Below are 20,635 nucleotides of genomic sequence, written 5' to 3' on the forward strand. Positions count from 1 at the left end.
TCCCTCGCGAATGTACCGGCCAACAATCCGGCCGCTCGGATCTCGCCCGAATTTGCTCATGGTTGGATGCCAGCGCTATACAGAGTTGTCGGGGGACACGCGGCGAATGGGCCTTGTCGGAAATCAGCACTTCTTCAAGCAGGCGTGGCTGACGGTTTTCGTCGCCGCCCTGCTCTGCCTGGTCACGACCTTGCTTCGCGCGGAGCCGGCGAGCCTCAAGGGCGTGGCGCTGATTGTCGGCCAGTCGAAATACCAGCACATAGCGGCTCTTCCCAACCCCGCCAACGACGCCCGCGACATCGCCAAGATGCTGACCGATCTCGGCTTCGACGCGCGCAGCGTCACCGACCGCGACACGGCAAAGCTGAAGCGCGACCTCGAGCGTTTCGCCGAGGATGCAGAGGACGCCGACGTCGCCTTGATCTACTATTCCGGCCACGGCATCGAGGCCGGCGGCGACAACTATCTGGTGCCGGTCGACGCCGACGTTTCTTCATTGAAGGACGCCGATCAGGCCCTGGTGCCGATCTCCGCCGTCATGGACGAATTGAAGACGACCGTGCCGGTAACGATCATGCTGCTCGATGCCTGCCGCACCAACCCGTTTCCGGCGGATGCGGTGCTGCGCCGGGCGCCGACGGCCTCGGCCTCGCCGATTGGCGCCGGCGGCCTGGAGCCGGTGCGCGGCGCCAGGGCACTGGCAAACGCGACCGCGACGGAAAATCTGGGAACGGTGATCGGCTTTGCCGCCGAGCCGGGGCGGCCGGCACTCGATGGCATCGTCGGCGAAAACAGCCCCTACGCAGCGGCACTTCTGCGCCACCTAGCGGCAATGAAGGGCACCGAGTTCGGCTCGGTCATGCGCATGGTGACCGAGGAGGTCTATCTCGACACCAAGGCAAGGCAGCGGCCATGGGTCAATGAAAGCCTGCGCCGGCTGCTCTATTTCGGCGTTGCACCGCAGGAGCCGACCGGCGACGACGGCCTGATCACCGGCGAGCGGCGGCAATTGCTGCTGACGATCGCCGAGTTGCCGAACCCCAAGCGGGTACAGGTCGAACTGGCCTCGCTGCAGGACGGCGTCCCGCTCGACGCGCTTTATGGCGTGCTGAAGGCGCTCGGCACCGAAAACATGCCGGAGGACCCCACCGACCTGCAAAAGCTGCTCGACGCCCAGGCCGAGCGCCTGAAGAAGATGATCTCCGAGCGCGACGCGCTGCGCACCGACGACCCCGAGATCAGCCGCCTCGTCGCCTCGGCCGACAAGGCGATCGGCCAGGGCGCCATCGTCACCGCGCGCAACTTCCTCGACCAGGCGGTGGGCCGGGTCGAGCAGGCCAGCGGCGTGGTCGATCGGGCAGAGGATCTGGTCAGGCAGAAGCGTCTTGCCGACGCGGCGATCTATGCCAGGCGCGCCGACGCTTCGGCGCTGGTCTTCGACTATCTGTCGGCCGCCAACGATTACGGCAAGGCCTTCTCGCTGGTCGAGAAATGGGACGACAGGCTGCGCTGGAACTACAAGAACCAGGAGGCGGAAGCGCTTAACGCGCATGGCAACGCCACCGGCGACAGGCAAGCGCTGCAGCACGCCATCGACGCCTACCGCGTCATCCTGAACTTCATCCCCAACGGCGAGCAGAACCGCGACTGGGCGATCACCCGCAACAACATGGCGGTGGTGCTGCAGACGATCGGCGAGCGCGAGCGCCAAATCGACCGGCTGGAAGAGGCAGCGAACATCTTTCGCGATTCGCTTGCCGTGTTCGAGCGCGAGAAAGACGACATCAACTGGGCGGCCGCCCAGAATAACCTGGCCAATGTGCTGTTGAAGATCGGCGAACGCGAGAGCGACCCGAAACGCCTGAACGAGGCGGTGGTGGCGATGCGCGCCACGCTGGAGAAGCGGCCGCGCGACAAAGTCCCGCTGGATTGGGCCGCCTCGCAAAGCAACCTTGGCCTTGCGCTTTACGCGCTTTCGGAGCGCGAACCGGACGGCGAGCGCCTGACCGAGGCCGAGGCCGCCTACCGGCTGGCGCTTGAAGAATATACGCGCGAAAAGGCGCCCGTTCAGTGGGCGATGGTCCAGAACAATCTCGGCAATACGCTGGTGTCTCTCGGCACGCAACGCAACGACAAGGCGAAAATCGACGAGGCAGCCGCGGCATTCCGCGCCGCGCTCGAAATCCGCACACGCGACACCTTCCCGCTCTCCTGGGCGAGCAGCCGTCTCAATCTGGGCAACGCGCTGAGCAGTGCTGCCCGTTTCGATCTCGGCACCGGCCTGCTCGAAGAGGCGGCTGCCGCCTATGGCGACGCGCTGACCATATTCACACGCCAGCGTTTTCCGACGGATTGGGCTTCGGCGGAGAACAATCTCGGCTCGATCTACCAGACGCTCGGCCAGCGCACGCGCGATCCTGCCAGGCTTGAGCAATCGGCTGCTGCATACCGGGCGGCACGGCGCGTCTATACCAAAAAGGAGTTTCCGCTCGACTGGGCGATGACCCACTACAATCTCGGCAACACGCTGCAACTGCTCGGCGGCGTGACCGACAAGCCGGTGCACTACGAGGCGGCGATCGAGGCCTATCGCGATGCACTGCGCGAATACAAGCGCGAGACGACGCCGCGGCAATGGGCACTGGCGCAGGCCGGCCTCGGCTCGGCGCTGCAATGGCTGAGCATGAGCGAGGCCGATCCCGGCAAACTGGCCGCATCGATCGCCGCGCGCCGGGCGGCGCTGGAGGTGCTGACCTTCGAGACCTCGCCCGTCGATTGGGCAAACGCGCAGAACGGCATCGGCATGAGCCTGATCAATCTCGGCAATCTCGAACGCACCGGCAAATATCTGGACGAAGCCGAAGCCGCCTTCGAGGCAACGCTCAAGGTCTTCACCCGCGAAAGCCAGCCGATGCAATGGGCCTTCGAGCAGAACAATCTCGGCGACGTCCACTGGAACCGCGGCAGCTATGGCGGTGGCAATGCCGAATACCAAAAGGCGATCGAATTCTTCGAGAACGCCAAACAAGGATTTACCGAAGCCGGCTACACACTCCCGATCCCGCTGACCGACCGCAAGATCGATCTGGTGAAGAAGCAGATAGCGAAGAAATAGGCGTCTCGGCCGCAGGTTGCACTCGGCTTGTCTTTCAGCCGGCTTTGCCGTCCCTATATGCCGGTCACCGGGGACCTGCCTGCCGGTCACCCGAAAAGGATGTCTGATGCTTCGATTTATGCTGGCGCTGCTGTTGCTTGCCGTTTCCGCCACAGCCCATGCGACGGAAGCCGGCTGGGCGCTGCTGCGCGACGGCGGGCATGTGGTGCTGCTTCGCCATGCCATGGTCACAGGCACCACCGATGCGGCCAATTTCGACCTCGGCAAATGCGCCACCCAGGTCAATCTCTCGGAGCGCGGCAAGCAACAGGCGCGCAAGATCGGCGCGCTGTTTGGCGCCCGCGCGGCACCGGTCGAGCGCGTGCTGTCCAGCCGTTATTGCCGCTGCCTCGAGACCGCCCGCATCGCTTTCGAAAGCGAGCCGGAGCCGTTCGCACCGCTTGACCTGCTGAAGACCGACGAAAAGGAGAAGGCCGCCCAGATCGCTGCGATCCTGGCCGAGATCCGCGGCTATTCCGGGTCCGACAATCTGGTCATGGTCACGCATCTCGAAAACATCAAGGAATTGACCGGCATCTCGCCGCGCGAAGGCGAGGCCGTGGTCGTCGAGCCGCAGGGCGACGGCGTACGGGTACTCGGCCGCGTTACCTTCTGACCGGGCCGGAGCCGGTTGAAGTGAAAATCTAGCGCTTGGTACCTTAAGCGGAATACCGGTTCCGACCCGCGATGAGGTCTTGGTCGAGTCCAAGGTCGACATTGACCTTAGTCAGGAGCAACGAGCGCTTTTAACGAAAGCGAATGCGATGCTTCCGTCTCATCAGGACTTCCGAGCCGTGACAACGGGCAGGTTTTCGTCCTTACTTTGCCGGCCGGAGCCTCAGCGGCCGAAAAAAGGCCCGGATGTCCTCGACCAGGAGTTCGGGTTGCTCAATCGCCGCGAAATGTCCGCCTTTCGGCATGTCGGTCCAGCGCTCGACACGGAAGACTCGCTCGACCCAGGAGCGAGGTGGCATAGGAAGCTCTCGAGGGAAGACTGCAACGCCGAGGGGCGGTGTTATTCGCTCCCTTGGCCCGAAGATCAGGGGGCAGAGCCGGTTCTCTTTGTAAATCCGGAGTGAGGCCTCGATCGTGTTACCGAACCAGTAGAGCGAGATGTCGGTAAGCAGCGTGTCTAGAGGGATGGCGCGTTCGAGTTCGCCTTCGCAGTCGCTCCAACTGCGGAACTTCTCGGCAATCCATGCGGCTAGCCCGATTGGGGAATCTGTCAGTGCAAAGGCTAGCGTCTGGGGCTTGGTCCCCTGCAGAAAAGCGTAGGCCCCCTCCGTTGCGGCGAAATTCGCCGCACTGTCGAGGAATGCCTTCTCCTCCGGCGTGACAGGTGGGTCGTCGCGACCGAGGGTCGGGCGGAAACTGCCTGGAATGTAATTCAGGTGCAATCCGATAAGGTCGTCCGGGTAAAGCCGAGCGAGCCAGGTCGAGACGCCTGCGCCGATGTCGCCACCTTGTGCGGCGAAGCGATCATATCGCAGTTCGCGCATCAGCCCCCGCCACAGCTTCGCGACACGCTTTGAGCTAACGCCGGCCTGATGCGGCGGGGACGAGAAGCCGAAACCCGGAAGCGACGGTGCGACGACATCGAAGGCGTCCTCGGCATCCCCGCCGTATTTGGCAGGATCCGTGAGCAGCGGAATGACGTGCTCGAACTCGGCGAAGGAGCCGGGCCAGCCATGAGTGAGGATCAACGGCAAGGGTGCTGACCCCTTTCCTTTCTGATGAACGAAATGGATGTCGCACCCGTCTATCGTGACCCTAAACTGAGGCAACAGGTTCAGACGTTTTTCGTGATCGCGCCACCTGAAATCGTATTCCCAGTAACGTGAAAGCTTTCTGAGGAAATCAACGTCAGTACCGTCGTCCCATCCGTATGCGAAGATCGACGACGGCCATCTTGTCGATTGGATACGACGCTGTAGGTACTCGATCTGTTCATCCGGGATGTGGATGTGGAAGGAATGCATGGCCACGGGTGTTGCTCCGATCAGCGGCGAAGAATTGTCCCATTATCAAGGCACAGAACGCAGGAAACCTCACTGAGCGACCGCTTTGTCCGCTACTTGCTCGTTCCCGTCTACGAGACGAAGGTAACATTCCACCCTTAGTGGCAATTCGTTTAGTTACTTGGCGTCAGATTTTCACCGCTACCAGCCAAGCGTCGACACGGAGCTTCCATCCCTCGATCATGTCCGCGAACGCGTCCTCTGTAAGTTCGGACAGATAGGATGCTCCTGCCGGGCTCCAAGGCCGTGAGTAATCGACGCCTCCGTGCCTCCGTTAGTGGTCGGTCGGCAGGCCACCTCGACAAATCCGAAACGCGAATCCGGCGTAACTCGAACATAGCGGATGCGATGCGCCTGCCGTCCACCCAAGGGTCTCTCCGATCGGCGTGAACAGCGGAAAGACGCGGTCGATCGGTCCCGAAAGCACGATGCTGTGGCTGCGCGCAAGATGGCTCGTCATCCGCCCTCCCCCCGGTTTCCGCCAGACGGTGGCTGTCCGCTGCGGCAAGCTCCCATTTCGTAGATGCGCTTCAATTGGCCGATTGTTTCCAGGGTCGCCGCGGAGAACGGTGTCCGGCCTTCGAAAGCATGCAGCACGATGCCCTCGATGAGGTCACCCAGGCTCATGTCGCGATGCTCAGCCAAGGCCTTGAGCACCTTCACCAATCGTTTTTCCAGGCGCACCCCGGTCTGCACGCGTTCTATGGTCATAGATCTTTGTACCATGGTACATTGGTACACCCAATGATCAGAGATGGGACGGTTTCGGCATATCGCCGGGGGTTGCCAGCGCCCCCTATTGCTCTGCCTGGGCAGCAATCCCATCTGCGCGCGGCGTATCAGGCCTTTTCCTGCCCGGAAAAACCGATTAGACAGCCCAAAACACATGCGGACAGATTCCGCCCGCAATCGAAGGAAAAGCCCTTGTCCACCACGTTCGACAAAGTCGCCAAGATCATCGCCGACACCAGCGAGATCGACATCGAGACGATCACGCCCGAAAGCCACACCATCGACGATCTCGGCATCGACAGCCTCGACTTCCTCGACATCGTCTTTGCCATCGACAAGGAATTCGGCATCAAGGTGCCGTTGGAAAAGTGGACGCAGGAAGTCAATGACGGCAAGGCTTCGACCGACGACTATTTCGTCATGAAGAACCTGTGCGCCAAGATCGACGCGCTCGTCGCCGCCAAGAACGCCACGTGAACACAGCGCCTGACGCGCCCGACCCACAACAGCCTCCCATGAACCCCCACGACGTCGTCATATCAGGCATCGGCCTTGTCTCGTCACTGGGCGAGGGTCCGGATGCGCATTGGCAAAAGCTCGTCCAGCCACGGCTTGAGCCGGTTCTGGAGGCCTCGCGCTTCTCGCCCTATACGGTCCATCCGCTGCCCGAGATCGACTGGAACCTGCAGATCGCCAAGCGTGGCGACCAGCGGCAGATGGAAACCTGGCAGAGGCTCGGCACCTATGCAGCCGGCCTTGCGCTCGACGATGCCGGCATCAAGGGCAATGACGAACTCTGCGCGACCATGGACATGGTGGTGGCCGCCGGCGGCGGCGAGCGCGACGAGGCGGTCGATGCGGCCATTCTCGCGGCATCGGAAAGCCGCAATGACCGCGACGTGCTGCTCAACGAGAAGCTGACCACCGAATTGCGTCCGACGCTGTTTCTGGCACAGCTTTCCAACCTGCTCGCCGGCAACATCTCGATCGTCCACAAGGTGACGGGGTCGTCGCGCACCTTCATGGGCGAGGAAGGTGCGGGCGTTGCCGCCGTCGAGACGGCGGCCGCGCGCATCCGCTCCGGCCAGTCGACGCATATTCTGGTCGGCGGCGCTTTCCAGACCGAACATTCCGACATGCTGCTCGGCTATGAACTGGCCGGCTACCTGCATCGCGGTCCGTGGCGGCCGGTCTGGCAGAGGCAAGGTGCCGAAGGCGGCGGCGTGGTGACCGGATCCGGCGGCGCGTTTCTCGTCCTGGAGCAGCGCGAGCATGCGGAAAGCCGTGGCCGGAAGATCTATGCGGAACTCGGCCCGGTCCTGTCCGGTCGCGCCAGGCGCCGGCGGGACGAACTCGACGGCGAGATCGCCGTGCTGTTGAAGCAAGCCGCATTGCCGAATGGCGAGCTGCTCGCGATCTCCGGCGCTTCGGGCGCCCATGCCGCGACCGCCGCCGAGAAATCGGCGCTCGACGCCAATCCGGCGATCGCCGCACGCGGCTTTTCGACGCTGACCGGCCACATGAAGGAAGCGCAGTTCCCCTTTGCCGTGGCGCTGGCGGCGCTGGCTGTCGACCGCAAGGCCGCCTACCCTGTCTTCGACGCCACAGTCGAAAAGCCGTTTGCCGGCGTCCCGAAGACCGTCCTTGCAACGGCGATCGGCTATCACCAATTCGAGGGCATGGCGCTGATCAAAGCCGCCTAGAGCATCGGACCGAAAAGTGTGGCGCGGTTTTCGGGCGATCCGACGCTCCAAGAGAAACAGGTTTTTGGACAACAAATGGCCAATCTGAACGACCACATGGGCAGGCCCATCGTCGCCGTCACCGGCATCGGCGTCGTGACGTCGCTCGGTGTCGGCAAAGCCGACAATTGGGCGGCACTTACCTCAGGCAAATCCGGCATCCATCCAATCACCCGCTTCCCGGTCGATCATCTCAACACCCGCATCTCCGGCATGGTCGATTTCCTGCCGTCGAGCTCCAAGGGCGCCAGTCTCCTCACCTATGAGCTTGCCGAAACCGCCGCCCAGGAAGCGATGTCGGAGGCGGGGCTCGATGCCGGCGATTTCGGCGGACCGCTGTTCCTCGCTTCGCCGCCGGTCGAGCTCGACTGGAGCGAGCGCTTTTCGCTCTACAATTCCGACACGCCCAATAATTCAGACAGGCACGACACCGGTGCAGAGAGGCTGCTGCGGGTAGCGCGCGGCCTCATGGAACTCGACATCTTCGAGACCACCCAGTTCGGCTCGATTGCCGACCGGCTTGCCGACCGTTTCGGCACACGCGGCCTGCCGATCACGCTGTCGACAGCCTGCGCTTCGGGCGCCACCGCGATCCAGCTCGGCGTCGAGGCGATCCGCCGCGGCGAATGCGACAGGGCGCTGTCGATCGGCGCCGACGGCTCGGCGACCGCCGAGGCGCTGATCCGCTTCTCGCTTCTGTCGGCGCTCTCCACCCATAACGACATCCCCGAAAAGGCCTCAAAACCCTTCTCCAAGGATCGCGACGGCTTCGTGCTCGCCGAAGGTTCGGGCGCCCTTGTGCTGGAATCGCTGGAGGCAGCACTTGCCCGCGGCGCCACCGTTCTCGGCATATTGCGCGGCTGCGGCGAAAAGGCCGACGACTTCCATCGCACCCGCTCCAAGCCGGACGGTTCGCCGGCGATCGCGGCGGTGCGCGCCGCTCTTGCCGATGCCGGCTTGAGTGAGAACGGGATCGATTATGTCAACGCCCATGGCACCTCGACGCCCGAAAACGACAAGATGGAGCATTTGTCGCTGTCGACGGTGTTCGGCGAGCGGATCTCGTCAGTGCCGGTCTCGTCGAACAAGTCGATGATCGGCCACACCCTATCGGCTGCCGGTGCTGTCGAGGCCGCATTTTCGCTGATGACGATGCGCGAAAGCATCATTCCGCCGACCATCAACTACGACAATCCCGACCCGGCAATCGTGCTCGACGTGGTGCCGAACACCAAGCGCAACGCCGAGGTCGGCACCGTCCTGTCGAACTCCTTCGGCTTTGGCGGCCAGAACACCTGCCTTGTCATGGCGCGGGAACCGGTCTAAGCGACCTTTTTCAGCCAGACTGAACCGACAGGCACCATGCGCGCATTGCAACTTATCGAGGACCGCCGCCTTGAAACGGTGGACCTGCCGCCCCCGCCGCAACCTGCGCTCGGCGAGGTGACGCTGCGCATCAAGGCCGTGGCGCTGAACCACATCGACGTCTGGGGCTGGCGCGGCATGGCTTTTGCCAAGCGCAAGCTGCCGCTGGTCGTCGGCGCCGAGGCTTCCGGCGAGGTCGAGGCGGTCGGCCCCGGCGTTTCCAGCCTTGTGCCCGGGCAATTGGTGTCGATCTATGGCGCCCGCACCTGCGGTCTTTGCCGCGCCTGCCGCGAAGGCCGTGACAATCTCTGCGAGCATGTCTCGGGCGTTCACGGCTTCCATCTCGACGGCTTTGCGCAGGAAAAGATCAACCTGCCGGCGCGCCTTCTGGTCCCCGCCCCGCCAGGCGTGAGCGAAATCGGCGCGGCGGTGGCGCCTGTCACCTTCGGCACGGTCGAGCACATGCTGTTCGACAATGCCCGGCTGCAACCCGGCGAGACGATACTGGTCCATGCCGGCGGCTCCGGCATCGGCTCCGCTGCTATTCAGCTGGCCAAGAAGATGGGCTGCACGGTCATCACGACCGTCGGCTCGAACGACAAGATCGACAAGGCCAAGGCGCTCGGCGCCGACCACGTCATCAATTACCGCGACGACCGCTTCGAAGGCGTCGTGCGCAAGCTGACCAAGAAGAAGGGCGTCGACGTGGTGTTCGAGCATGTCGGCGCCGACACCTTTGCCGCCTCGATGCTGTGCCTCAAACGCGGCGGTCGGCTGGTCACCTGCGGCTCGACGTCCGGCGTGTCGACGCAGATCAATTTGATGCAGTTGTTCCAGCAGCAGCTGAAGCTGCTAGGCTCGTTCGGCTGCCGCATGGAAAACATGGCCGACGCCATGGAGAAGATGGCGGCGGGCCTGGTCGCGCCGGTGATCGACACCGAGGTCGGCTTCGACGGCATCGATGCGGCGCTGAAGCGCATGGAAGGCCGCGACGTCTTCGGCAAGATCATCCTGCGCGTCGGCTGAAATGATCGGCAACGCCTTCAGGAAGATCCGCAGGGACGTGGGATTCCGCTATGGCAGGCGGCTTCGCCAGTTCAACTACTGGCTGGTCGCGCGCGTCGCGATGTTCATCATCTCCGCGCTGCGCCTGCTGCCGCCCGACAGGGCGCTCAATTTCGCCGACCGCGCTGCCCGCCGCATCGGCCCCTGGGTGGCGCGCCATCAGGTTGCTGTCGACAATCTGCGCAAGGCCTATCCGGAAAAGAGCGATGCCGAAATCGAGGCGATCGCTTCCGACATGTGGGGCAACATGGCCCGCCTGGCCACCGAATACATCTTTCTCGATGCTTTGTTCGACTACGATCCCACTGCGACGAAGCCGGGCCGTGTCGAGGTCAAGGGCGTGGAGCATTTCGTGCGCATCGCGGGCGAGGACAAGCCGCATATCGTCTTCACTGGGCATCTCGGCAATTTCGAGCTGCTGCCAGTGGCGGCGGCGACCTTCGGCATGAACATCACGGCGCTCTTTCGCCCGCCCAACAACCCTTACCTCGCCGACTACATCCTCTCGACCCGCCGCTCGAGCATGGGATCGCTGCTGCCGTCTTCGACCGGTGCCTCGTTCGCACTTGCGGCCATCCTCGAGAAAGGCGGCAATATCGGCGTGCTGGTCGACCAAAAATTCACCGGCGGGCTCGAGACGACATTCTTCGGCCGCCCCTGCGAGAGCAACCGGGTCCTCGGCACCCTGGCGCGGCACTACGATTGCGATGTCTACCCGGCGCGCTGCGTACGCCTGCCGAACAACCGTTTCCGGCTCGAGATCGAGGACAAACTCACCTTGCCGCGCACCGCCGGCGGCAGTGTCGACGTCCCCGCCACCACCCAGCTTCTCAACGACGTGGTCGAGCGCTGGGTGCGCGAAGACCCCGGCCAGTGGATGTGGTTCCACAAGCGCTGGGAGATCAGCGGCCGCAAAAAGCGTCGGCCAGCGACAATGCGCGACAAACCCGCCTGAGCGCACCATCTTTTTTGGGTGCAAGCCTTATTTTGTTCTTGCTTTGTGCCGGCAGCTATGCTACTGATTTCGGTATGGTGCTATTTGGCCCCAACGAACCCGCCGCTCCGGCGGGTTTTTTATTGCGGGCCGAGGAGCAGGCCCTAATTCGTCACGAGAATCCGCGTATTGCCGAAGCCGGCTTCGCGCACCATCGAATAGAACGCGGCGGCGTTGCTGGGGTGGAGGCGCACACAGCCATGCGATGCCGGGCGCCCCAATTGCCGGATCGCGCCGGTGCCGTGGATGGCATAGCCGCCGCGGAAGAACACCGAATAGGGCATCGGCGACATGTCGTATTTGCGCGAATACCACATCCGGGCCGTCCGCTGTGGCCGGTAACTGCCGCGCGGCGTGATGTAGCCCTTGCGGGCGGTGGAAACGCTCCACCGATAATACGAAAGCCCGTATCTTACCGTCATCGTCTGTGAGGAAATATCGATGTTCGCGACCAGGCTGGCCGCACGGCTCTCGAACGACGAACCGAACAGCATCGCTACTAATGCCGCTGCCATGAGAACAGTGTTTTTCATGCAATCAAACCCCTTTGATGCCCCTTGCCTGCCTGCCGTCACGCTGTTCTCCAGCGTTTTGATGGCAAGCCAGCGAGCTAACACCTACTCCCTGACGATTTCACCAATCCAAAGCAGCGAATTTGAACGATTTCCCGCAATAGTTGCCGTAACGACACGCAATCGCCTCGCAATTCGCCATCGGGCTTGCAAAACCGCCTCATCCGCTGCTCAATTCGCCGAATGAACGAACCGAACGAACGGCTCCTCAAGGCTATCGATGACCGAGCCGATGATCTGGTTGCCCTGACTGCGGATCTGATCCGCTTTCCGACCATCAATCCGCCCGGCGAAGCCTATCGGCCATGTGCCGAATATATCGGCGCGCGGCTGAAGAAGCGTGGTTTTGAGATCGAATTCATCCGTGCCGAAGGCACGCCCGGCGACACTGACCGTTACCCGCGCGTCAACGTCGTCGCCCGCTTCGATGGCCGGGCGCCGGGTGCTTGCGTGCACTTCAATTCGCATATCGACGTCGTCGAGCCCGGCGACGGCTGGAGCCTCGATCCGTTCGCCGGCATCGTCAGGGATGGCAAGGTCTATGGCCGCGGCGCATGCGACATGAAAGGCGGGCTTGCCGCCTCGATCATCGCCGCTGAAGCCTTCATGGAGGTGTTTCCCGATTTTCCCGGCGCCATCGAGATTTCAGGCACGGTCGACGAGGAGTCCGGCGGCTTTGGCGGCGTCGCGCATCTGGCCAAGCTCGGCTATTTCTCGAGGCCGAAGGTCGACCACGTCATCATTCCCGAGCCGCTCAACAAGGACCGCATCTGCCTTGGCCATCGCGGCGTCTGGTGGGCCGAGATCGAGACCAAGGGCGAGATCGCGCACGGCTCGATGCCGTTCCTCGGCGACAATGCGGTGCGCCATATGGGCGCCGTGCTGCGGGCCTTCGAAGACGAATTGTTTCCGGCGCTCGACCGCAAGATGACGCGCATGCCGGTCGTGCCCGAAGGCGCAAAACGCTCGACCATGAACATCAACTCGATCCATGGCGGCCAGACGGAGGATTTCCGGCCCGGCCTGCCCTCGCCCAACGTGCCCGATTCCTGCCGGCTGACCATCGACCGCCGCTTCCTGCTCGAAGAGGATCTCGCTACGGTCAAGAGCGAGGTGACCGATATCCTGGAACGGCTGAAGCGCGAGCGCAAAAAGTTCGATTACGAGATCCGCGATCTGATGGAGGTGCTGCCGCTGATGACCGAGCGCGACGCACCGGTGGTGAAGGCGGTCGCGCAAGGCATCATGGAGATATTCGACCGCGAGCCGGATTATGTGATTTCGCCCGGCACCTACGACCAGAAGCACATCGCCCGCATCGGCCACATCTATGACTGCATCGCCTATGGCCCGGGCATCCTCGATCTCGCCCATCGGCCCGATGAATGGGTCGGCATTGCCGACATGCTGGACTCGGCAAAGGTGATGGCGATCGGCCTCGGCGTGCTGCTGAGGGGCGCCGGCCCGCCATGATCCGGCCCTGGGCGGAAAAACATTCCTCCCGGCGTCGGCACACGGTACGAAACGCAATTTACTCGGCGGCGAATTCACGCTTCTATCCGCCCGGGTTTGAGCACGTGTTTTAGACATGGGGAGTTGCACGATGAAATTGTGGAAAACCATTGTGGCCGCCGCGGCGCTGGCGTTGGCCGCCGGGACCTCGGCGATGGCCGCGCGCACCGACCTGGTCATCGGCATTACGCTCGAACCCCCGCATCTCGACCCGACCGCGGGTGCCGCCGCGGCAATCGACGAGGTACTCTATGCCAATGTCTTCGAGGGCCTGACCCGCATCGGCCCGAACGGCGAGGTGCTGCCCGATCTCGCGCAAAGCTGGAGCATTTCCGACGACGGCAAGGTCTACACTTTCAAGCTGCATACAGGCGTGAAATTCCATGACGGCACCGACTTCAACGCCGACGACGTGAAATTCTCGCTCGACCGTGCCCGCGCCGACAATTCCGTCAACGCGCAAAAGGCCCTGTTTGCCGCCATCGACAAGGTCGAGGTCGTCGATCCCGCGACGGTGAAGGTCACGCTGAAGAACCCGCAAGGCTCGTTCCTCTACAATATGGGCTGGGGCGACGCGGTGATCGTGGCGCCTGAGACAGCCGACACCAACAAGGAAAAACCGATCGGCACCGGCCCGTTCAAGTTCCAGAACTGGGCCAAGGGCTCATCGATCACGCTGGTCAAGTCGGACAATTACTGGGGCGCCCCGGTGTTCCTCGACAAGGCCGAGTTCCGCATCATTCCGGATGCCGCCGCCGCCGTTCCGGCGCTGCTTTCCGGCGACGTTCAGGCCTTTCCGTTCTTCGACCCCGACAGCGTCGCCCAGGTCAAGGACGATCCGCGCTTCAAGGTGGTGATCGGCTCGACCGAGGGTGAAACCATCCTGTCGATCAACAACAAGAAGCCGCCCTTCGACAAGCTGCAGGTCAGGCAGGCGATTTCCTTTGCGCTCGATCGCAAGGCGATCATCGACGGCGCCTCGGCCGGCCTAGGCGTGCCGATCGGCTCGCACATGTCGCCCGCCAGCAAGGCCTATGTCGACCTCACCGGCCTCTATCCGCACAATGTGGAGAAGGCCAAGGAGTTGCTGAAGGAAGCCGGCCTGGAGAATGGCTTCAAGGCGACGCTCAAGCTGCCGCCGCCCTCCTATGCGCGGCTTGGTGGCGAGATCATCGCCTCCGAGCTTCGCGAAATCGGCATCGATCTCGAGATTATCCCGGTCGAATGGGCGCAATGGCTGGACCAGGTCTTCACCAAGAAGGACTACGACCTGACCATCGTTTCCCATACCGAGCCTAACGACATCGATATCTATTCGCGTAAGGACTATTACTTCAACTACGACAATCCGGCCTTCGACAAGATCATCGACGAATTGAACCTTACCTCCGACGAGGCCAAGCGCACGACGCTGCTCGGCGAGGCGCAGAAGGTCCTGGCCGATGACGCCGTGGTCGGCTTCCTCTACGAATTGCCGAAGGTCGGCGTCTGGGACGCCAAACTGCAGGGCCTGTGGGAAAATGCCCCGATCCAGGCCAACGACCTGACCAAGGTGAAGTGGACGGATTGAGCGGGTCGCTGATAGAAGGGCGAAAGTTGCACTCCGTCACACCCCCCTCTGCCCTGCCGGACATCTCCCCCTCAAGGGGGGAGATTGAGCCCTCACCGCCGCTTTCGCTAACCACTAGCGTTGCAAGGACAGTGCCGGCGTTGAAACTGCCAATCTCCCCCCTTGAGGGGGAGATGTCCGGCAGGACAGAGGGGGGTGGGCGGGAACGCAAGCTTCGCCCGGTTTTTGCGTCCGGCAACACAGCGGTTCCTCAACGTCCATGACCGCCTACCTCCTCAAGCGCCTCATCATCGCCATCGTCACGCTGGTTCTGGCCTCAATGGTCGTTTTTGCCGTGCTGGAGATCATTCCCGGCGACCCGGCGCGGCTGATGCTTGGCCTGAACGCCAGCGCCGACCAGATCGAATTGCTGCGCAACCAGATGGGTCTCAACGCTCCCGTCGTGCTGCGCTACCTGCATTGGGCCGGCGGCTTGCTGAGCCTCGATTTCGGCCGTTCCTATACCTATTCGGTGCCGGTCATCGATCTGGTCCGCGAGCGTCTCGTCGTCTCGCTGCCGCTGGCGCTGATGGCGCTGGCGCTGTCCACAGTCATTGCCATCCCGGTCGGGCTGTTTTCCGCCAGCCGGCGCGGCCGCGCCGGCGACACGGTTGCGATGGGCGCCGCCCAGCTTGGCGTCGCCGTGCCCAATTTCTGGTTTGCGCTGATGCTGATCTATCTGTTCGCCGTCTGGCTGCGGCTGGTGCCGGGCGGCGGTTTTCCCGGCTGGGGCGCCGGCGTCTGGCCGGCGCTGAAGTCGCTGCTCCTGCCGGCGGTCGCCCTCGCTCTGCCGCAGGCGGCGATCCTCGCCCGGGTCACCCGCTCGGCGCTGATTGAAGTGCTGAATGAGGATTACATCCGCACCGCCCGCGCCAAGGGCCTGCCCTATCGTCTTGTCTTGTGGCGGCATGCGCTGCGCAACGCCTTGATCCCGGTGGTCACCATTCTAGGCCTGCAATTCGCCTTCCTGCTTGCCGGCACCATCATCATCGAGAACGTCTTCTATTTGCCCGGCCTCGGCCGGCTGGTGTTCCAGGCAATCAACCAGCGTGACCTGATCGTGGTCGAGAGCGTCGTCATGCTGCTGGTTGCCGCCGTCATCATCGTCAATTTCGTTGTCGATCTCTCCTATGCGGTGGTCGATCCGCGCCTGAGAGGCAGGCAATGACGCTGCACATCGACATCCCCGACGAGAATCTCGCCGGCATCCTGGCCAAGGCGTTCAAAAACCGTTCGTTCTTCGCCGGCTTCGTCATCACCGCACTGGTGGCTGCGGTCGCGATCCTTTCCTTCTTGTGGACGCCTTATGATGTCACCAGGCTGGTCATTTCCGACAAGACCCAGGCGCCATCGCTGGCGCACTGGTTCGGCACCGACCATTTCGGTCGCGACATCCTGTCGATGATCATGGTCGGCGCCCGCAACTCGATTGCCGTGGCGCTGGTGGCGGTCGGCATCGGCATGGGCGTCGGCGTGCCGCTCGGCGCCTTTGCTGCGGCGCGCGGCGGCATCGCCGATGACGTGCTGATGCGGCTGAACGACCTGGTCTTCGCCTTTCCGGCGCTGCTTTCGGCAATCATGATCACCGCCATCTTCGGGCCCGGCGCGTTCAACGCCATCATTGCCATCGGCATCTTCAACATCCCGGTCTTCGCGCGCGTCGCTCGGGCCGGCGCCCTGGCGATCTGGCCCCGCGAATTCATCCTCGCCGCCCGCGCCGCCGGCAAGAGCAGGACGCTGATCAGTATCGAACATGTGCTGCCCAACATCGCCACGCTGCTGCTGGTGCAAGGCACCATCCAGTTCGCGCTGGGCATACTGGCCGAAGCCGGGCTTTCCTATGTCGGGCTGGGCACGCAGCCGCCGATGCCGAGCTGGGGCCGCATGCTGTTCGACGCCCAGACCCGCATGGTGGTGGCGCCGTGGATGGCGATCTTTCCGGGCATGGCGATCGTCATCACCGTGCTTGGCCTGAACCTGCTTGGCGACGGCATTGCCGACATTCTCGATCCGAAGTCGCGGCGGCAGCGATGAGCCTGCTCGAAATCGAGAAGCTGTCGCTGACCATCGGCGGCACGCCCATCCTCAGGGACGTCGAGCTATCCGTCGCGCCCGGCGAAGTCATGGGGCTGGTCGGCGAATCCGGCTCCGGCAAGTCGATGACGGCGCTCACCGTGATGCAGCTCTTGCCCTGGGCGGCACGCGCCACGGGACGCGTTACCTTCGACGGCATCGATATTCTGGCGGCGAGCGAGGACCAGATGTGCGCGCTGCGCGGCGACGACATCGGCATGGTGTTCCAGGAGCCGATGACGGCGCTCAACCCGGTCAAGACCATTGGCGAGCAGGTCGCCGAAGGTATTCGCTGGCACACCAGGGCGAGCCGCGCGGACGCCGAGCAACGGGCGCGAAAAATGCTCGACCGGGTCGGCTTGCCGGCGGCGCAGTTCCCGCTGTCGCGTTATCCGCATGAGCTGTCCGGAGGCCAGCGCCAGCGCGTCGTCATCGCCATCGCCTGTGCGCTGAAGCCCAAGCTGCTGATCGCCGACGAGCCGACGACCGCGCTCGACGTGGTGCTGCAGGCGCAGATCCTCGACCTGCTGCGCGACCTCGTAGCGGAAAACCGCATGGGTCTTCTGCTCATCTCGCACGACCTCGCAGTGGTGACCGAGATGGCGGACCGCATCACCATCCTGCGCCATGGCGAGGTGATGGAGGCCGGCGATACCGCGCGCACGCTGTCCGAACAGCTTCATCCCTACACGCGACAGCTGGCGCAGGCCTCGATGCATGTGCCGGCGCGGGCCCGCACACACGACAGCGGATCGGCCAAACCGCTGCTTCAGGTAGAGAGCGTAACGCGGGATTATCCGGGACGGCGCATATCCCTGTTTAAACGCGCGGCTGCCATCCGCGCCGTCGACGATGTCTCCTTCTCGATGGCGCCCGGCCGGTCGGTGGCGCTCGTCGGCCGTTCCGGCTGCGGCAAGTCGACGCTTGCCCGCATGGTTCTGGCACTCGACAAGCCGACATCGGGAACCATCCGCTTCCGCGGCGATATCCTCACCGACAAGAGCGAGGCGGAGCTGAAGCCGGCACGGCGCGACATGCAGGTCGTGTTCCAGGACCCGTACGGCTCGTTCGACCCACGCCAGAAGGTCGAGAGATTGGTGGCCGAGCCGCTGCATGTGCTGGAGAAGAAGCCGGCGCCCGCCGCGCGGCGCGAGATGGTGGCGTATGCGCTGCACGAGGTCGGCCTCTCACCAGGCGACATGGACAAGTATCCGCATGAGTTTTCGGGCGGCCAGCGCCAGCGCCTTTCGATCGCCCGCGCCATCATCACGCGGCCGAAACTGGTCGTCGCCGACGAGCCGGTCTCGGCGCTCGATGTCTCGATCCGCGCGCAGATCCTCGATCTGTTCGCCGACCTCAACCAGAAGCTCGGCATCGCCTATCTGTTCATCACCCATGATCTGACCGTCGCCCGCGCCATCACCGACGAGGTGATGGTCATGCATGACGGCAAGATCGTCGAGCGCGGCAGGACGAGCGAAGTGCTCGACCACCCGCAGTCCGAGGCGGCCAAAGCCTTGGTCACTGCTGCTCCAGACCTGCACCGGGCGATCGCAAAACGGCTGCACGAACAGGGGTGAGCGGCCTCAGCCTTGCGGCTTGACCAAATCGGCCGGGCTGATGTCGAGCAAATCGAGCGTGCGGCGCAACAGCTGCATCTCGCTCCCGGCAAGTTGCGAATCGGCCTTGGCGATCTCGGCCATGTGGCGGGCGAGCAGCTTGCGCCGTTCGACGTCGAGGTCGCGGAATTGGGCGACGGCCTGCGAGCTGTTGGTCTCGTAGCCGAAATCGTTGAGATATTCGATGACGCTGTCGACGCTGGTTTCGGGTATGCCGAAGGCGTCGCGGCAGATACGCCTGAAGGCGGTCATTTCGCTTTCGCTGACCGAACCGTCGGCCAGGATCATACGGAACAGCATCAGCAATTCCGCCGACAGCACCGGATCGTCCGCGACCTTGCGCACGCCGGGGTCGCCGTCGAAGATCGAGCGTATCTGGTCCAGCAATCCCATCGCCATCAGCCCCTTCCGATTCGTCGGGAAGGTAGCGCGGAATCGGCTTGGCGCAAACGGGGTGCGATGGTGGAAAAGCCGCCTGCGTGCACTCATTGGTGTGTGACCGCGCGACTGATAGTATGCCGTTGTACGAATCATGTTGAGGAGGGACCGAACATGAATCTCAGTGCGCCTACCCAGCTTATTTTCATTATATCCCTTGTTATCGCCATTATCGGCGTTCTCGCCGCGCTTGGCGTCCTTGCGTTCATCCCTTTGGCTGCTGTGTGGATTGTCGTCATCGCTTACATCGTGCTGGCCGCCGGCTGCCTGATGCGCGGCGCCTAAACACGTCCATACAATTCACAATCCCAGGCAACGCGGCGCGCCCGCCAAAACGCGGGGCGCTTTTGATTCCGACGAATGGTCTGTTAAAGTCGCGTGGCGGAAGGAAAGCGCATGCCCGACAGCGAAGACGGCAGCCGCCACGAAAGCCCAGGCCTCGATCGGTTCGAGATGGTGCGGCGCGCGCCGAGCCATCGGCTTCAGGGCGCCGTCACCGACATATGCGGCTTTCGCGAAACCATGCCAGGCCATTTCCGCGCCGTCGAATATGCCTCGCTGACCGTGCCGCTGGTCATCAGCTTTGCCGAACCCTTTGCCATCGGGCTCGGCCATGACCCGGGCGACAATGACCGCTTCGCCAGTTTTGCCGCCGGCCTTTATGCCGGGCCGGTAGTGATCGAATCCTTCGGCGGCGCCTGCTGTGTGCAGATCAATTTCAGCCCGCTCGGCGCTCGTCGCTTCTTCGGCCGCCCGATGATCGAACTGACCGACCGCATGGTCGGCCTGGATGACGTGCTCGGCGTAGAAGGCATCGCGCTGCGCGAAAGGCTCGGCAATGCACCGGATTGGAGCTCACGCTTTGCCATCGCCGAAGCCTTCGTTGGCGATCGGTTGGCAACCGCGGACCGCACCCAGGCCGAAATGGTCTGGGCCTATGAGACGATCGTCTCGACGCGTGGGCGGACCCGCATCTCGACGCTGGCCGAAAAGCTTGGCTGGAGCCGCAAGCATCTTACCGGAAAATTTTCGGACGCTATCGGCACCGGCCCAAAAACGCTCTCGCGCATCGTCCGCTTCAATCATGCGCTTGGCCTGTCGAGACAGGCGAACAGCGCTTGGGCCGACATCGCCGCCGACTGCGGCTATGCCGACCAGGCGCATCTGGTACGCGAGTTTCGCGACCTGGCAGGCGTCGCGCCGACGGCGCTTGCCGCGAGGTAACATTTCTTCAAGACGCGCAACCGGCCGTCGCGCAGACTGGGTTGATCGACCAACCCGCTGAAGGAGATCAGCCATGCCGAACACCCCCGAACCACCGCGGCTTTATCCGGCGCTGCGCTACAGGAATGCCGGCAAGATGATCGATTGGCTGTGCGAGGCCTTCGGCTTCAGCGTTCGCGCCCGCTATGGCGAAGGCGACGTGGTGCACCACGCCGAACTCGCTTTCGGCTCTTCGATCGTCATGCTCGGCACGGCGCGCGACGACGCCTATGGCAAGATGGTCGGCGCGCCGGGTTCGGGTGGCGGCAAGTCGATCTACGTTGCGGTCGCTGACGCAGACGCGGCATACGCGCGGGCAAAGACCGCCGGCGCCGAGATTCTGGAAGAACTCACCGACCGCGACTATGGCAGCCGCGAATTCATCTGCCGCGATCCGGAAGGCAACGTCTGGTCGTTCGGCACCTACTGGCCGAAGGCTGACGAGAAAGCATGATCCCGAAAAGTGGAGACCGGTTTTC

At 63.3% G+C, this 20,635-nt stretch carries 19 protein-coding genes; 15 read left to right on the top strand and 4 right to left on the bottom strand.

Going from position 1 to position 20,635, the window contains the following annotated elements; all coding sequences use genetic code 11:
* The first annotated feature begins 106 nt into the window (after positions 1-106).
* Together NKH41_RS16145 and NKH41_RS16150 are read left to right on the top strand one after the other, a co-directional pair.
* The gene (locus tag NKH41_RS16145; RefSeq protein WP_352768012.1) at positions 107-3,115 is read left to right on the top strand and encodes a caspase family protein; all 3,009 of its coding nucleotides are present in this window, start codon (positions 107-109) and stop codon (positions 3,113-3,115) included.
* Positions 3,116-3,221: 106 nt separating this feature from the next.
* On the top strand, positions 3,222-3,770 hold the full coding sequence (locus tag NKH41_RS16150; protein WP_352768010.1) for a histidine phosphatase family protein: 549 nt from the start codon (positions 3,222-3,224) through the stop codon (positions 3,768-3,770).
* A 202-nt stretch (positions 3,771-3,972) separates the two neighbouring features.
* Here NKH41_RS16150 and NKH41_RS16155 read toward each other — a convergent pair whose 3' ends face one another.
* Both NKH41_RS16155 and NKH41_RS16160 read right to left on the bottom strand, forming a co-directional pair.
* Positions 3,973-5,133: an epoxide hydrolase family protein gene (locus NKH41_RS16155; RefSeq protein WP_352780516.1), complete on the bottom strand. Its 1,161-nt coding sequence runs from the start codon at positions 5,131-5,133 to the stop codon at positions 3,973-3,975.
* Positions 5,134-5,628: 495 nt separating this feature from the next.
* Positions 5,629-5,883, bottom strand: a complete 255-nt coding sequence (locus NKH41_RS16160; RefSeq protein WP_352768008.1) for a ribbon-helix-helix domain-containing protein — start codon at positions 5,881-5,883, stop codon at positions 5,629-5,631.
* 213 nt (positions 5,884-6,096) lie between these two features.
* On the opposite strand from NKH41_RS16160, the gene NKH41_RS16165 reads away from it, so the two are divergent.
* From NKH41_RS16165 to NKH41_RS16185, 5 genes are all read left to right on the top strand, one after another.
* Complete coding sequence (locus NKH41_RS16165; RefSeq protein WP_023719977.1) at positions 6,097-6,381, top strand: acyl carrier protein; 285 nt, start codon at positions 6,097-6,099, stop codon at positions 6,379-6,381.
* Between the two features lie 38 nt (positions 6,382-6,419).
* A complete protein-coding gene (locus NKH41_RS16170; RefSeq protein ID WP_352500919.1) occupies positions 6,420-7,607 on the top strand; it encodes a beta-ketoacyl-ACP synthase in 1,188 nt (395 codons plus the stop codon).
* Between the two features lie 75 nt (positions 7,608-7,682).
* Entirely contained in the window at positions 7,683-8,972 is a 1,290-nt protein-coding gene (locus NKH41_RS16175; protein ID WP_352768007.1) for a beta-ketoacyl-ACP synthase, read from the top strand.
* A gap of 36 nt (positions 8,973-9,008) precedes the next feature.
* Positions 9,009-10,037: a zinc-binding dehydrogenase gene (locus NKH41_RS16180; RefSeq protein WP_352768004.1), complete on the top strand. Its 1,029-nt coding sequence runs from the start codon at positions 9,009-9,011 to the stop codon at positions 10,035-10,037.
* A 1-nt stretch (position 10,038) separates the two neighbouring features.
* The gene (locus NKH41_RS16185; RefSeq protein ID WP_352768001.1) at positions 10,039-11,031 is read left to right on the top strand and encodes a lipid A biosynthesis lauroyl acyltransferase; all 993 of its coding nucleotides are present in this window, start codon (positions 10,039-10,041) and stop codon (positions 11,029-11,031) included.
* Between the two features lie 143 nt (positions 11,032-11,174).
* Here the strand turns inward: NKH41_RS16185 and NKH41_RS16190 are convergent, their stop codons facing one another.
* Positions 11,175-11,603 carry a L,D-transpeptidase gene (locus NKH41_RS16190; RefSeq protein WP_352470461.1) on the bottom strand — a complete coding sequence of 143 codons (429 nt, stop codon included), beginning with the start codon at positions 11,601-11,603 and terminating at the stop codon, positions 11,175-11,177.
* Between the two features lie 222 nt (positions 11,604-11,825).
* On the opposite strand from NKH41_RS16190, the gene NKH41_RS16195 reads away from it, so the two are divergent.
* The 5 genes from NKH41_RS16195 (at position 11,826) to NKH41_RS16215 (ending at position 18,416) form a co-directional block, all read left to right on the top strand.
* Positions 11,826-13,115: an acetylornithine deacetylase/succinyl-diaminopimelate desuccinylase family protein gene (locus NKH41_RS16195; RefSeq protein ID WP_352767998.1), complete on the top strand. Its 1,290-nt coding sequence runs from the start codon at positions 11,826-11,828 to the stop codon at positions 13,113-13,115.
* 130 nt (positions 13,116-13,245) lie between these two features.
* A complete protein-coding gene (locus NKH41_RS16200) occupies positions 13,246-14,724 on the top strand; it encodes an ABC transporter substrate-binding protein (RefSeq protein ID WP_352767995.1) in 1,479 nt (492 codons plus the stop codon).
* Positions 14,725-14,983: 259 nt separating this feature from the next.
* Positions 14,984-15,931, top strand: a complete 948-nt coding sequence (locus NKH41_RS16205) for an ABC transporter permease (RefSeq protein WP_352767992.1) — start codon at positions 14,984-14,986, stop codon at positions 15,929-15,931.
* Positions 15,928-16,797: an ABC transporter permease gene (locus NKH41_RS16210; RefSeq protein WP_352490687.1), complete on the top strand. Its 870-nt coding sequence runs from the start codon at positions 15,928-15,930 to the stop codon at positions 16,795-16,797. Before NKH41_RS16205 ends, NKH41_RS16210 begins: the two co-directional genes overlap by 4 nt.
* Positions 16,794-18,416, top strand: a complete 1,623-nt coding sequence (locus tag NKH41_RS16215) for an ABC transporter ATP-binding protein (protein WP_352767988.1) — start codon at positions 16,794-16,796, stop codon at positions 18,414-18,416. The genes NKH41_RS16210 and NKH41_RS16215 overlap by 4 nt, the downstream gene beginning before the upstream one ends.
* A gap of 6 nt (positions 18,417-18,422) precedes the next feature.
* On the opposite strand, the gene NKH41_RS16220 is transcribed toward NKH41_RS16215, so the two are convergent.
* The gene (locus tag NKH41_RS16220; RefSeq protein ID WP_352470314.1) at positions 18,423-18,854 is read right to left on the bottom strand and encodes a TerB family tellurite resistance protein; all 432 of its coding nucleotides are present in this window, start codon (positions 18,852-18,854) and stop codon (positions 18,423-18,425) included.
* Positions 18,855-19,007: 153 nt separating this feature from the next.
* Here NKH41_RS16220 and NKH41_RS16225 point away from each other — a divergent pair, with 153 nt between their 5' ends.
* The 3 genes from NKH41_RS16225 (at position 19,008) to NKH41_RS16235 (ending at position 20,610) form a co-directional block, all read left to right on the top strand.
* Complete coding sequence (locus NKH41_RS16225; protein ID WP_352451984.1) at positions 19,008-19,178, top strand: hypothetical protein; 171 nt, start codon at positions 19,008-19,010, stop codon at positions 19,176-19,178.
* Positions 19,179-19,289: 111 nt separating this feature from the next.
* Positions 19,290-20,117 carry a helix-turn-helix domain-containing protein gene (locus NKH41_RS16230; RefSeq protein ID WP_352470313.1) on the top strand — a complete coding sequence of 276 codons (828 nt, stop codon included), beginning with the start codon at positions 19,290-19,292 and terminating at the stop codon, positions 20,115-20,117.
* A gap of 73 nt (positions 20,118-20,190) precedes the next feature.
* Positions 20,191-20,610, top strand: a complete 420-nt coding sequence (locus tag NKH41_RS16235) for a VOC family protein (protein WP_352451986.1) — start codon at positions 20,191-20,193, stop codon at positions 20,608-20,610.
* The last annotated feature ends 25 nt before the right edge of the window (positions 20,611-20,635 follow it).

It is taken from the genome of Mesorhizobium sp. M1169 (assembly GCF_040318345.1).
Taxonomy (GTDB): domain Bacteria; phylum Pseudomonadota; class Alphaproteobacteria; order Rhizobiales; family Rhizobiaceae; genus Mesorhizobium.